Here is a 12,726-nt window from a genome sequence, read left to right as displayed (position 1 = left end):
AGCCGTTTCCGACCAGATCAGACCGAAGCGCGCCGCGCACATGAAATGGCGGCGGAGGGCAGGAATTGCAAGCTTTTTTACGCGGCGCGACGTGCGCACCGGTTGCAGCGGGTTCAACCAAAGACGCTTTCCACACTATGGTTGTCTGCCGCCGGTGCCGCAGCGGCTTGCGTCGCTGGTGTCTCGCCGAGCGCATAAGCCACGCAGCGTTTTGCCAGCACGTCGGTCGGATCGACAAGCCGCACCACCGGCCGGCCCGGGCGCGCCAGCGTCGAACCGCGCAGCAGCAGCGGCAACTCGGTGCAGCCCAGCACGATGACCTGCACGCCTTGCGCGACCAGGTCATCCACCGCGGCGGCGAGATCGTCGTCGCATTCGCCCGACAGGTATCCCGCCTTCGCACCACACGGTCCGTAAATCGCATTCATCAGGCGGGCCTGGGCGGCCTCGGCCGGCGCGATCTGGACGAAGCCGCGCGCTGCGAGCGCCGTCTCGTAGACGCGGCTGGCCAGCGTGCCCGAGGTAGCCAGCACGCCGACTTCACGCACGCCTGGAAAGGCCTCGCGCAGATAGTCGGCGGTGCAGGTCAGCATATTGACGATCGGAATGGTCAGCGACGGCTGGATCCGTTCCACGAACGCATGCGCCGTATTACACGGAATCGCGATGAGATCGGCGCCGCCCTCTTCGAGGGTCTTGCAAGCGGCGTAGAGCGCGAGCGTCGGATCGTCACCGCCGCCGAGCAGCGCCTCGGTGCGATCGGGAATCTGCGGGTTCTGCTCGACCATGACCTTGATGTGATCCTGATCGCGCGCGGCCGGCGTATTGCGCACCAGTTTCGCCATGAAATCGACTGTCGCCGCCGGACCGACGCCGCCCAGCACGCCGACCTTGAAGCGCCGCTGCGGCTGCGCATATTGCGCCGCCGCGACGTACCGCGCATAAACCAGATTGGTATCCACGAACGGCACTTCCAGCGTGCCGAGCACGCGCGCCACCAAAGGGATTTCGGCGAGCCCGGGGACGATGATCTCCGCGCCTTGCGCAATGAGGTCCGCGCAGGCCGCGCGCAACAACTCGACGGGCCGGCCGCTCAGATAACCGCTTTTGATGCCGTCGTCGCCATACACGGCGCAGGTGACGCGATCGCCGTCTTCGTCGTGACGCGGATACAGCAGGTCGAACCGGGCCCTGTCGAAATGGCGTTCGAAGAGACCGTTGGAACGGATCGTCTCGGAAGTCAGCACGCCAATGCGGCGCACCGACGGAAACGCTTGCCGCACATGCGCAACGAGCGAGGCCATGATGCTGGCGATCGGCAAGGACACGTTCGCCGAGAGCTCGTCGATGAAGGTGTGACTAAGAAAGCACGGCAAGACGATCGCGTCGACGCCGCGTTTCTCGAAGGCGCGGATCGTGTCGAACACGTGAATCTTGAACGGCGCACTCGCCGCGCCTGGCGAAGCCGGTCCCGGCCACGCCTGCTGTTCGAGGATAAAGTCGAAAGGCTTGACCGTGCCGGGGCGGCGCCAGGCGGCCATCATCCTGCTCAACACGTCGGCGCTGGCGAGCGGCGACGCCCCGGTCACGACACCCAGCGAACGATGACGATACATGATGGCTTCCCCCCGTCGTTTTTCAATTCGACTTGATATTAGGACGCTTTGGGGGATTCCGGATGACGTTAACCACGAAATAGCGGGTTTATGCCTGGTCTCGTGCTCAAACCTCGGCCACTTCGACAACCCCTCGCGCCGTGCCTCGCTTACGGCGCTCCAGGGTACTGATGCAAACCAGCGAAACCCCGGCGAGACAGCTATAGAACACGGCCAACGGCCACCATGCGCCGGGATATCGATGCGCGAGCAACGTTCCGATCAAGGGCGTCAATCCGCCGGCCAGTGCGGCGCATACCTGGTAAGACAATGAAATCGCCGAATACCGGACTCTCACTGCAAATGCAGTCGACATAAACCCGGCCATCACCGCATAAGAACTCGACATGCACATCACCGCCAGTGCGATGCCGACCACAATCGCGACCGGCCGCCCGGTCGATACCAGCGCGAACATCGGGTAAGGCGAGAGCATCGCCAACGCTGCCGCGCCCTTCAAAAACCTTCCAGTCCCGACGCGTTGTGCGAACCACCCCGAGCCCAGTTGCGTGAACAACTGAATGAACGCCACCACGAACAGACAATCGAGGATCAGCGAACGGTCGAGCCCAAGCGTCTGCGTCGTGTAATTGAGCATGAAGGTATTGACGAACCACGCACCGGCCACGCCGATCACGTTCGCGCCAAGACACAGCAACAGCGTGCGCCACGCGTCGCGCACCACCTCGGCGACCGGCAGCGCCGCCACTCGCCGCTCGGCTTTGAGCGCCTTGAATTCCGGCGATTCGTCGACGCCCGCGCGGATCAGCAGGCCGACCACCAGCAGCACCGCGCTTGCGAGAAACGGCAGACGCCAGCCCCAACTGAGAAACGCGTCCTTATCCATCGACGCCACCGCGCGAAACGCGAGCAGCGACAGGATCAGGCCCGCAGGACTGCCCAGTTGCGCGAACGAGGCGAAGAAAGTACGCCGTCCCTGCGGCGCATGTTCGCTTGCCATCAGCACCGCGCCGCCCCACTCGCCACCGATCGCGATGCCCTGCGCAACCCGCAGCAGCACCAGCAAAACCGGCGCCCATACGCCGGCGCTCGCATAGGTCGGCAGAAAGCCGATACCGACCGTGCCGATGCCCATAATCGCCAGCGTAGCCACAAGCGCCTTCTTGCGGCCGATGCGGTCGCCGAGGTGGCCGAATACGAGCCCGCCGAACGGCCGCGCAAAAAAGCCCACCGCGAAGGTGCCGAACGAAGCCAGCGTCGCGAAAAAAGGATCGCTACCCGGAAAGAACAGCTTGCCGAAAATCAGCGCGGATGCCGTCGCGTAGATATAAAAGTCGTACCACTCGATCGTAGTACCGACAAATGCCGCGGCTGCGGCGCGGGTGGGTTGCCGCCCTGCGGCGAGGTCGTCTGGCTCGCGATTCATGTCTTTCGTCTCCAAGGTCTTTCTTCTGGATGGCGCGGCTTCTTTGTGCCGTCACCGGAACACTGCTTTCTTACGCTCAGGCTTTCAGCACGCCTGCTTCGAGCAAGCGTTGCTGGGTTGCCTCATCGATGCCCAATGCGTCGAGTACCTTGCGTGTGTCGCCGCCCAGCGCCGGCGGCGCAGTGCGATACGTGGCCGGCGTGCGCGACAGTTTGATCGGCGACGCCGTGCCGCGATACTCGCCCATCTCGATCACCATGCCGCGATGCAACGTATGCGGATGACGCGCGACGACGTCGACGGTTTGCACCGGCCCGCACGGCACGCCTGCGTTGATCAACGCCTGCGCGAGCGGCTCGCAGTCGTGCTCGGCAAGCAGACTTTCCAGCGCGGCCTTGAGCGGCTCGCGATGCGCGCAGCGACTGCGGTTGTCCACGTAGCGCGGATCGTCCGCGAGTTGCGGTGCGCCGAGATGCGCGCACAGCCGCGCGAATTGCCGGTCGTTGCCGACGGCAAGAAAGATCGGTGCAGTCGCGGTGCGATAGCTGTCGTACGGCGTGATGTTCGGATGCGCGTTACCGCTGCGCTGCGGCGTACGGCCCGAGCCGAAATAGTTCGGCAAATGCGGATGCAGAAGCGACACGCCGCAGTCGTATAGCGCGATATCGATCGACTGACCGTGCCCGCTTTTCGCACGCTCGGCGAGCGCCAGCAGAATGCCGGCCAACGCATTCAAACCCGTCACCATGTCGACAACCGGCAGGCCGACACGCGTGGCCGGTCCGTCGCGTTCACCGTTCACGCTCATCAAGCCGGTCATTGCCTGAATCGCGGCGTCGTAGCCGGGCAAGCCGCCGAGTGGGCCGTCGGGACCGAAACCCGATACCGCGCAGTGAATCAGCCTCGGGAAACGTTCACGCAGATCGCGCTCGTAGTCCATGCCCCAGCGCGCCAGCGTGCCGGGCTTGAAGTTTTCAACCAGCACGTCGGCGTCTTCGAGCAGTTTCCACAGAATGTCGCGACCCGCTTCACACGACAGATCGACCGCGATGCCCTGCTTGTTGCGGTTCACGCCGGCGAAGTACCACGCCGTATCACCGTAAAACGGCGGCCCCCAGCCGCGCGTTTCGTCGCCCCCAGGCGGTTCCAGTTTGATGACCTGGGCGCCGTGGTCGGCCAGTGCCTGTGTGCAGTACGGACCGCCGAGCACGCGGCTGAGGTCGATGACCTTGATGCCTTGCAACGCACCTTGCGTGGTTTGCGTGCGCTGCGCGGTGTCGTTCACGGATGCGGTCATTGCGCGCTCCGTGCCGGCAGCAGTTGCAGCGCCTGGTCGAGCGTCACGGTGCGGGCATTGACCAGCGCCTCGATGACGTCACCGCTGTCCGACGCCGTTTGCACGTCGAGCGGATCGAACGGCAGCAACTTGTGGCGCAACACCAGATGACTCAGCGCGAGGCGCCGGAAATCCGGTGCGAGGCGCGTGCCTTCGCAAGCCATGAGTACCGCTGTGCTTGCGTGATACAACGCCGTGGCTGCCTGCCTGACCGATTCGTCGCGTCCACACTCGGCAACGCTCAAGAGGGCATCGCAGGCGCGCGTCAAGGTGGCGCGAAGCATGCTGAGACTCGCGGCGGGCAATCCTGCGGCGCCGAGCAGATCCAGCAGGTACGCGCGCAGCGGTTCGAGCGCGCCGTCGCGCTTGGCCGCGCGCGCGACGTCGAGCGCGACGATGTTGCTGGTGCCTTCCCAGATCGACCCGAGATGCGCGTCGCGCACGAGACGCGCGTCGCTCCACTCCTCAATGTAGCCGGTGCCGCCGCGTACTTCCATCGCGTCACCGGTCACGCGGCGTGCGTCGCGGCACGCGCGAAATTTGATCAATGGGGTGAGGATGCGTACACATTTCGCCCCCTGCCGATCGCCGGCATCGGCCTTTTCAAGCAGCAGCGCGATCTGCATGAACATCGAGCGAGCCTGCTCCGCGGGCAGCATCATCTTGAGCAATTGCCGCTGCATCAGCGGCATATCGATCAGCTTGCGGCCGAACGCTTCGCGATTGCGCGCGATATGGAGCGCCTCGGTCAGCGCGCGGCGCATCAGGCCTGCCGCCCGCACACCGTTCGACAGACGCGACATGTTGATCATGTCGGCCATCTGGTGAAAGCCGCGCCCCACTTCGCCGATCAGATGCGCGGCGGCGCCTTCCAGCACGATTTCGCCGCTTGCCATCGAGCGGCTGCCCAGTTTGTCTTTCAGACGGACGATCCGATAGCTGTTGCGCGAGCCGTCCGGCAAGGTCTTCGGCAACAGGAACAGGCCAAGGCCATGGATACCGGCGGGCGCATTGTCCACATGCGCGAGCACCATCGCGAGATCGGCGTCGGCGTTCGAGCAGAACCATTTGTCGCCGTACAGACGCCACGCCTCTTCACCGTTCACGCCGGTTTCGCGCGCGGCGCGCGTCGCGATGCGGGCCACGTCCGAGCCCGCCGCCTGTTCCGTCATGAACATCGCACCCTGAAACAGCGTGTCGAAATCACGCGATGCCAGCATCGGCAGAAATCGTGCGACCAGTTCGGGCGCGCCGAATTTGCGCAGTGTGCGCGTGAGTGAATCGGTCATGCTAACGGGACAACACAGACCGAATTCCGCCTGCACGAACAGGAACGTCAGCGCGTACTTGACCAGTGGCGGCGGTGCGTTTTTTCCTTCGCGCGTGTCATGGCTCATCGACGCCAGACCCAACTCCGAGTAAGCGACGCGTTCCAGCGCGACGTAATCGGGATGCTTGTCAATGCTTTGCAGCGCTTCGCCGCGCCGTGTGCGATGCCGCAATTGGGGTGGGTTCTTGTCAGCGGACAGTGCCCAGACATCCAGTTCGTCGGACGCTCGCTGACCTAGCGAAACGAGTTGGCCTTCGAGTTCCTGATAGAGCGCGTTGCCCAGATGCAGTTCGAGCAAACGGGCGAAGTCGGGGTCGCTGCTGAAGAAGTTGATGCCCCGGCTGTCGGGAATATTGGACGAGCCGTGTGCCGGCTGCGCGATGGTTTCGCTCATGCGTGTCTCCTTTGTGGAAGGAGCATAGAAGCGGCTTCGATAATCGTCTAATACAACTTATATCCGGTACGATAGACGCAGCTTATCGATCAAAAGAACTGGAGATTGCCGTGGACCTGAAGCAACTACGCTATTTCGTGGCGGTCGCGGAGGAATTGCATTTCGGCCGCGCGGCCAAGCGGCTGTTCATTTCGCAGCCGGCGCTCAGTTTCGACATCCGCAAGTTCGAGGACCAACTGGGTGTGCAACTGCTTGCACGCACCAACAAGACGGTGGCGTTGACGAACGCCGGGCAGGTGCTGCTTGGCGAGGCGCGCCGCTTGTTGCTGCAGGCCGGCGAGGCAGAGCGCATTACGGTTCGATCGGCGCACGGATTGGCTGGCCGCTTGCGGATCGGCTTCGTGAATTCGATGTTGTACCGTGGCATGCCGCAGGCTGTGAGCCGTTTCGAGGCGGACTATCCGGGTGTCGAGATCGTATTGAAGGAGATGAACACCAGCGAGCAGGTGCATGCGATCCAGCGGATGCAGATCGACATGGGTTGTGCGCATTGGGGCAATTTTCCGTCGGATGTGATTTCCACGCCGATTTTTTCCGAGCCGTTTCTGTGTTGCTTGCCGGTGGATCATCCGTTGGCGCGCAAGCGCAAGGTCGATTTGCGGGCGTTGGCGCAGGAGCCGTTTATTCTGTTTCCGCGCACCGTGTCGCCGCATTATCACGATTTGATTATTGCGCAGTGTGTGGGGGCGGGGTTTAGTCCGTTGATTCGCCATGAGGCGCGGTTGTGGCAGACCGTTGTGACGATGGTCGGGTTTGGGATGGGGGTGGCGTTGGTGCCTTTTACCTTGCGGCAGGTGCAGGATCCAAGGGTTTGCTTTTTGCCCTTGCAGGGCGAGACGCTTTTGTCGCAGGTTTTGTTGTTGCGGCGGAGTGGTGATTCGGAGCCGGTCGCTGAGCGGTTTGTTGAGTATCTAGGGAAGTGACTTTTTTTGCCTGCCCGGCGGGAGGGGGCCTTCGCGGCGCTTTTTGTTGTGTAGCGCCGCCGGAGGTATGACGGCCTTGTCACTGAGGTGGAGTGTGCGAGGCGACAGATTCCAGATGCACCGCTACCGTGGCTGTGCGGGGGACCCGCTTATGAGCTGGCGGTGTGAGCCGCTTTCTTTTGCCTACTTTTCTTTGCGGCCGGCAAAGAAAAGTAGGTGCCGCCCCGCACAGGGGCAACGCTAATAGACCACTAACAAATCAAGGAAAGGCCAAGAGACCAAAAGACCAAAAGACCAACCCCAGAACAGACCACAAACAAACCAAAACCTTTACCCCTCCCCCCGATACCCCACCAGCACTTTATGTGCAACCATATCCACTGCAGGCTTCACCAACCCATTCTTGTCAGTCCAAACCTTGGGCGTCAACGCCCCACTAAGCGCCACACTGTCCGCATCACCCAGCGCCAGCAACGCCGCCTGCACTTCATCGTCAAACGCAATCACATTGACGAAAATCGTATCGCCATCATTGGTGGTTGCCCGGACCTTGCAGGTCACAAACCGCTTGCCGTTCTGCCCCGTGCGAATCTGCGCCTCACCGTACAAGCGCCCGCCCACCAGCCCATCGATCATCGCCCTGCTCCTCTTTTTCCATACCGTGCAACAAGCAATCCCGCTCAGCACGGCCCGTATGATCCCACGATACGCAGCGCATTACGCAAAACCAAACCACTCGCGCAATAGCACCATTGACCACACGCCTATGCCAACCCACGCGCTCGTCGCTAACCCGCTCCAGCAGCCTCAAAAATATCCCGCAACCACTGCGCAAAAACCCGCACCCGCGACGACAACTGGCGATTGTGCGGATACAGCACCGAAACCGGCATCAGCGGCGGCGGAAAGTCCGCAAGAATGATCCTCAGCCGCCCCGCCGCCAACTCACCCGCAACACGGTATTGCGGCACCTGCACAATGCCAAGACCCGCCACCGCCGAGCCCGTGTAAAGATCGGCACCCGTCACCGCTACCGACGACGGCAAGTACATCGCCGTATCGCGGCCATCGACTCTGAATTCGAGCGGCACCGCCTTGCCGGTCGCACTAGACAGATAATTGACCGCACGGTGCCCCGACAACGCGGCCGGATCGGCCGGCTCTCCGTATGCCGCCAGATAAGCCGGACTCGCCACCGTCACCTGCGGCAAATGCGCCACGCGCCGCCCCACCATCGACGAATCCTGCAGATTGCCCGCCCGCAACACGCAATCGATCCCCTCCCGCACCAGATCGACCAGCCGGTCGTCCTCGCCGATCGTCAATTCGATGTCGGGAAACCGCGCAAGAAACGCGGGTAACGCCGGCACAACGAAATGCCGGGCCAGCGTGCCCTGCAAATTCACACGCAAAAGGCCCTTCGGCGCGAGGTTGGAAAAAGAACCCTCCGCCTCCTCCATGTCGGCAATCAAGCGCACGCAGCGACGGTAATACGCCTCGCCGTCGTGCGTCAGGCGTACCGAGCGTGTGGTGCGCTCGAGAAGCCGCGCGCCAAGCCGCTGCTCCATGCGCTTCATCAGATTGGTAACGGTGGCGCGCGGGATCTGCAAGTCGTCCGAAGCACGCGTGAAGCTTTGCCGCTCGGCGATCCGGATGAACACCCGCATTTCCTCGAAACGATCCATGGTCAACGCCTTTGTGCCGGGCCAGCGATCCGGCTGGTTACCAGTTGTCGCCCATGGCCTGCCAATCAATTGTTAAAGCAAATGGAATGATGATGGCAAGTCTAACGCGATTATCTCAATGGCAAAAGCGGCCATGATTCGTCTCACCAACCCACCGCACAGGAGGAAACGAATCATGAACACGATCAAAAACGCTCGAGTCGCCATCGTTACCGGCGCATCCCGCGGCATCGGCGCAGCCGTTGCGCAACGCCTCGCCAACGACGGCTTCGCGGTCGCCGTCAACTACGCATCGAGTTCATCGGAGGCCGATGCGCTGGTCGCGCAACTCACGGCGGCGGGCACGAGAGCCATCGCGGTGAAGGCCGATGTTGCAAACGCCGACGATGTGCGCCGCATGTTCGAGACCACCGAACAGCAACTCGGCAAAGTAGATGTACTGGTCAACAACGCCGGCATACTCAAGACCGGGCCGCTCGCCGACACCAGCGACGCGCTCTACGACCAGACGTTCGACATCAACGTACGCGGCACCTTCAATACCCTGCGCGAAGCAGCCGCGCGGATGAACGACGGCGGACGCATCGTCAACTTCTCGAGCACGACGCTCGCGCTGAACATGCCGGGCTACGCGATCTACAACGGCACCAAAGCCGCCGTCGAAGCCTTCACGCACGTGTTCGCCAAGGAATTGCGCGGCCGCAATATCACCGTCAACGCAGTGGCGCCTGGCCCGGTCGCGACCGCGCTGTTCCTCGATGGCAAGACCGAAGAACAGATCCAGACCTTCGCGAAGATGCCGCCGCTGCAGCGCCTCGGTCAGCCTGACGACATCGCCTCGGTAGTGTCGTTTCTCGCCGGCGCGGATGCAGGCTGGGTCAATGGCCAGATCCTGCGCGCCAACGGCGGTGTGGCCTGATTCCGGCTGAAAACACTTCAAGTGCCCTTGTTACGGCACGCTTGAACGGCGTATCCCTTTCACGAGCGACCTGTTCACCGCTCCGGCCGACCTCATCAAGCAGGAATCGAACCGGAGCGCGTTGTGACTCTGTCTATGCGGCGCGATCGCCGGCGAAGCGCACTTAAACCGCCGCCGGATTACGCTCCGCAAATCCTTCCTGATGCCAGTACGGATACGCCGGACGCAGAGCGCTGGCCGCATCGAGTTTCGCCACCTGTTCGGCTGTCAGATTCCAGCCCACTGCGCCCAGGTTCTGCCGCAATTGCTCTTCGTTGCGCGCGCCGATCAGCACCGTCGATACAGTAGGCCGCTGCAGCAGCCAGTTCAACGCAATTTGCGGCACGGTCTTGCCAGTTTCGGCCGCAATCTCGTCGATTGCATCGAGCACGCGGAACAGATACTCGTCCGGCACCGGTGGCCCCATGTCGGCGGTTTTATGCAGGCGGCTCGTTTCCGGCAACGGTTGACCGCGTTTGATCTTGCCGGTGAGACGCCCCCAGCCTAGCGGACTCCACACCACCGCGCCCACGCCCTGATCGACGCCGAGCGGCATCAACTCCCATTCGTAATCGCGGCCGATCAGCGAGTAGTAAGTCTGATTCGCGACATAGCGCGGATAGCCATAACGGTCCGCGGTGTCCTGCGACTTCATCAGATGCCAGCCGGAGAAATTCGACACCCCGGTGTAGCGGATCTTGCCGGCGCGCACGAGATCGTCGAGCGTCGACATGACTTCGACAATCGGCGTCTTCGCGTCGAAACCGTGCAACTGGAACAGATCGATGTAATCGGTTTGCAGGCGTTTGAGCGCAGCGTCCACCGCCTGGATCAGATGAAAGCGCGACGAGCCGACATTGTTCGGACCGTCGTCGAAACGGAAGGTCGCCTTGGTCGAGATAATCGCTTTGTCGCGCTTGCCTTTGAGTGCTTCACCGAGCACCGCTTCGGAAGCGCCGCTCGAATAGATGTCGGCGCTATCGAACATCGTGACGCCCGCATCGAAACAGATGTCGATCAGGCGACGCGCTTCGGCCACGTCCGTGGCGCCCCACGCCTGAAAAAATTCACCCTTGCCGCCGAATGTGCCGGTGCCGAAACTCAGGACCGGCACCTTGAAACCGGATGCACCCAGATGTCTGTATTCCATTGCTGAATCTCCGTGACCTAGCCGTCGATAAAGGGACATTCAGTCTACGCGTGTCTGGCAAAACGCGTCAGCTAGCGCTCAACCCGACCAGCGCGTCGCGCACGTTTCGAATCACGCTGTCCCAATCACCCAGTGCCGGTTGCCGGAACAATTTCGCTTGCGCATACCAGGGCGTATCGGTGCGCTCCAGCATCCAGCGCCAGCATGTGTCGAAACGGTTCAGAATCCATACCGGCTTATCGAGCGCGCCGGCCAGATGCGCGGTAGACGTATCCACCGATATCACCAGATCGAGGTTCGCCACCAGCGCGGCCGTGTCGGCGAAGTCGTCGAGTTCTTCGGTGTAATCGATCACGTCGAGGTGCGAGTCGTCGTGTTGCAATTGCCGCGCGGCCGGTCCTTTTTGCAGACTGAAGAACCGCACGTTCGGCACATCGAGAATCGGTGCGAGCCGCTCGAACGTAATCGAACGCCGCGCGTCGTTCTTGCGAAGCTCGGCGACATGCGGCCGGTTTCCGCCAGCCCAGACGAGCCCTACGTTCAGGCACTTTTGCGCTGGCGCAGCGATACGTTCGTGCCACTCGCGGCTTGCTTGCGGGTCGGCGAACAGATAAGGCGTCTTTGACGGAATACTCGCGAGATCGGTCTTGCACGCGAGCGGCAAACTCAGCAGAGGACAGTGGCAATCGAACGGCGGCAGTGCGTGCCCCGCTTCGATCAGCTGGTTCACACCGTCGAGCGTGGACATGAGCCGCATCAACTCGCGCGGTACTTCCAGCACGACCTTTGCGCCTAGCTTCGACACCGTTTTGGCATAGCGGCAAAACTGCAGCGTATCGCCCAGACCTTGCTCGGCGTGCAGCAGAATGGTTTTTCCGTCGATGGAAAAATTGCCGAGCCACAGCGGTTGTGCGAAGGTGCGCCGGCTTGCCTTGATCCGGCTACGCTCCCAGCGCCATTCGTACTCTGCCCACCCTGCTTCCAGTTGCCCTAATTGCAGCAGACACAACGACCGGTTCCAACGGGTCTCGGCAGCGGCCGGATTCACGGTCAGTGCGCGCTCATAGCTGTGCAGCGCTTGCGCGTGCTCATTCAGATCGACCTGAGTCAGGCCGAGGTTATTCCACGCGTCGGCAAACGCCGGGGCCAGTTCGAGCGCGCGCTGATAGCTTGCCCGTGCTTCGTGCGGCCGGTTCAGATCGCTCAACGCATTACCGCGATTGCTCCATGCGTCGGGATAGCCCGGCTGCAAGGCGAGCGCGTGATCGCAACTCGCGAGGGCATCGGCGGCCCGGCCCAGATCGCGCAGCACGCAGGCGCGATTGTTCCAGGCGGGTGCGAAATCCGGCGCCGAAGCGAGCGCGCGATCAAAGCTGTTGAGTGCTTCAAGCGGCAAATTCAGACCGGCTTGCGCATTACCGCGATTGTTGAGTGCGTCCGGGAATCCGGACTGCAAGGCGAGCGCGCGATCGGCACTCGCCAGTGCTTCGTCGAAACGTTGCAACGCGTTGAGCGCATAGGCGAGATTCGAATGAAGGGGCGCCTGCTTCGCATTGATGGCGAGCGCCTTTTTCAGGAATTCGATGCCCTCTTGTACACGCCCCGCTTGCAGCGCGAGCGAACCCAATAACTGCAGCGCGTCGAAATGACGTGGCTTAAGTTCGAGGATCTCACGATAGAGTTCTTCGGCCTCGGCCAATGCGCCGTTCTGCTGTAGCGCGACGGCTTGCCGAAGCATATGGTCCAACTGTTGCGGGAGATTGGCAGGCTTGCCCATGCGGTGAGCTTTGATTGAATGCGCGTGGAATCGGGAAATTGCTGTCGATCTGCCTGAGTCATGCCGGGAGG

The 12,726-nt window shown here is 62.2% G+C and carries 10 protein-coding genes; 2 read left to right on the top strand and 8 right to left on the bottom strand.

The genetic code is table 11. From position 1 onward, the window contains the following. Nucleotides 1-113: 113 nt before the first annotated feature. The 4 genes from cuyB to AC57B6_RS00485 form a co-directional block, all read right to left on the bottom strand. Nucleotides 114-1,616 (bottom strand): cysteate racemase, encoded by a 1,503-nt coding sequence (gene cuyB, locus AC57B6_RS00500; RefSeq protein WP_496420527.1) that lies wholly within the window; start codon nt 1,614-1,616, stop codon nt 114-116. A gap of 106 nt (nt 1,617-1,722) precedes the next feature. After that, nucleotides 1,723-3,042, bottom strand: coding sequence for an MFS transporter (locus AC57B6_RS00495; RefSeq protein WP_496420526.1), 1,320 nt, complete (start codon nt 3,040-3,042; stop codon nt 1,723-1,725). A gap of 76 nt (nt 3,043-3,118) precedes the next feature. Continuing rightward, on the bottom strand, nt 3,119-4,339 hold the full coding sequence (locus tag AC57B6_RS00490) for a CaiB/BaiF CoA transferase family protein (protein ID WP_496420525.1): 1,221 nt from the start codon (nt 4,337-4,339) through the stop codon (nt 3,119-3,121). Continuing rightward, nucleotides 4,336-6,102, bottom strand: coding sequence for an acyl-CoA dehydrogenase family protein (locus tag AC57B6_RS00485; protein ID WP_496420524.1), 1,767 nt, complete (start codon nt 6,100-6,102; stop codon nt 4,336-4,338). The genes AC57B6_RS00490 and AC57B6_RS00485 overlap by 4 nt, the downstream gene beginning before the upstream one ends. Before the next feature lie 110 nt (nt 6,103-6,212). Here AC57B6_RS00485 and AC57B6_RS00480 point away from each other — a divergent pair, with 110 nt between their 5' ends. Beyond that, on the top strand, nt 6,213-7,085 hold the full coding sequence (locus tag AC57B6_RS00480) for a LysR family transcriptional regulator (protein ID WP_030103402.1): 873 nt from the start codon (nt 6,213-6,215) through the stop codon (nt 7,083-7,085). Nucleotides 7,086-7,415: 330 nt separating this feature from the next. Here AC57B6_RS00480 and AC57B6_RS00475 read toward each other — a convergent pair whose 3' ends face one another. Together AC57B6_RS00475 and AC57B6_RS00470 are read right to left on the bottom strand one after the other, a co-directional pair. Then, nucleotides 7,416-7,721: a single-stranded DNA-binding protein gene (locus tag AC57B6_RS00475; protein WP_028200666.1), complete on the bottom strand. Its 306-nt coding sequence runs from the start codon at nt 7,719-7,721 to the stop codon at nt 7,416-7,418. A gap of 152 nt (nt 7,722-7,873) precedes the next feature. After that, complete coding sequence (locus AC57B6_RS00470) at nt 7,874-8,770, bottom strand: LysR family transcriptional regulator (RefSeq protein WP_106353645.1); 897 nt, start codon at nt 8,768-8,770, stop codon at nt 7,874-7,876. 175 nt (nt 8,771-8,945) lie between these two features. On the opposite strand from AC57B6_RS00470, the gene AC57B6_RS00465 reads away from it, so the two are divergent. After that, nucleotides 8,946-9,689: an SDR family oxidoreductase gene (locus AC57B6_RS00465; RefSeq protein WP_496420523.1), complete on the top strand. Its 744-nt coding sequence runs from the start codon at nt 8,946-8,948 to the stop codon at nt 9,687-9,689. 163 nt (nt 9,690-9,852) lie between these two features. Here the strand turns inward: AC57B6_RS00465 and AC57B6_RS00460 are convergent, their stop codons facing one another. Both AC57B6_RS00460 and AC57B6_RS00455 read right to left on the bottom strand, forming a co-directional pair. Beyond that, nucleotides 9,853-10,878 carry an aldo/keto reductase gene (locus tag AC57B6_RS00460; protein ID WP_496420522.1) on the bottom strand — a complete coding sequence of 342 codons (1,026 nt, stop codon included), beginning with the start codon at nt 10,876-10,878 and terminating at the stop codon, nt 9,853-9,855. Between the two features lie 67 nt (nt 10,879-10,945). Then, nucleotides 10,946-12,655 (bottom strand): tetratricopeptide repeat protein, encoded by a 1,710-nt coding sequence (locus tag AC57B6_RS00455; protein ID WP_496420521.1) that lies wholly within the window; start codon nt 12,653-12,655, stop codon nt 10,946-10,948. Nucleotides 12,656-12,726 lie beyond the last annotated feature (71 nt).

It is taken from the genome of Paraburkholderia sp. BGA-UO-ETr-F12 (assembly GCF_059567945.1).
Note: the sequence above shows the minus strand (reverse complement) of the source record. Positions and strands in the feature narration are given on the sequence as shown.

Excerpts from the sequence above, each read along its gene's own strand:
- AC57B6_RS00495 (WP_496420526.1), bottom strand. The coding sequence starts at position 3,042 with ATGAATCGCGAGCCAGACGACCTCGCCGCAGGGCGGCAACCCACCCGC.
- AC57B6_RS00485 (WP_496420524.1), bottom strand. The coding sequence starts at position 6,102 with ATGAGCGAAACCATCGCGCAGCCGGCACACGGCTCGTCCAATATTCCC.
- AC57B6_RS00475 (WP_028200666.1), bottom strand. The coding sequence starts at position 7,721 with ATGATCGATGGGCTGGTGGGCGGGCGCTTGTACGGTGAGGCGCAGATT.
- AC57B6_RS00465 (WP_496420523.1), top strand. The coding sequence starts at position 8,946 with ATGAACACGATCAAAAACGCTCGAGTCGCCATCGTTACCGGCGCATCC.
- AC57B6_RS00455 (WP_496420521.1), bottom strand. The coding sequence starts at position 12,655 with ATGGGCAAGCCTGCCAATCTCCCGCAACAGTTGGACCATATGCTTCGG.
- AC57B6_RS00490 (WP_496420525.1), bottom strand. The coding sequence starts at position 4,339 with ATGACCGCATCCGTGAACGACACCGCGCAGCGCACGCAAACCACGCAA.
- AC57B6_RS00460 (WP_496420522.1), bottom strand. The coding sequence starts at position 10,878 with ATGGAATACAGACATCTGGGTGCATCCGGTTTCAAGGTGCCGGTCCTG.
- cuyB (WP_496420527.1), bottom strand. The coding sequence starts at position 1,616 with ATGTATCGTCATCGTTCGCTGGGTGTCGTGACCGGGGCGTCGCCGCTC.
- AC57B6_RS00470 (WP_106353645.1), bottom strand. The coding sequence starts at position 8,770 with ATGGATCGTTTCGAGGAAATGCGGGTGTTCATCCGGATCGCCGAGCGG.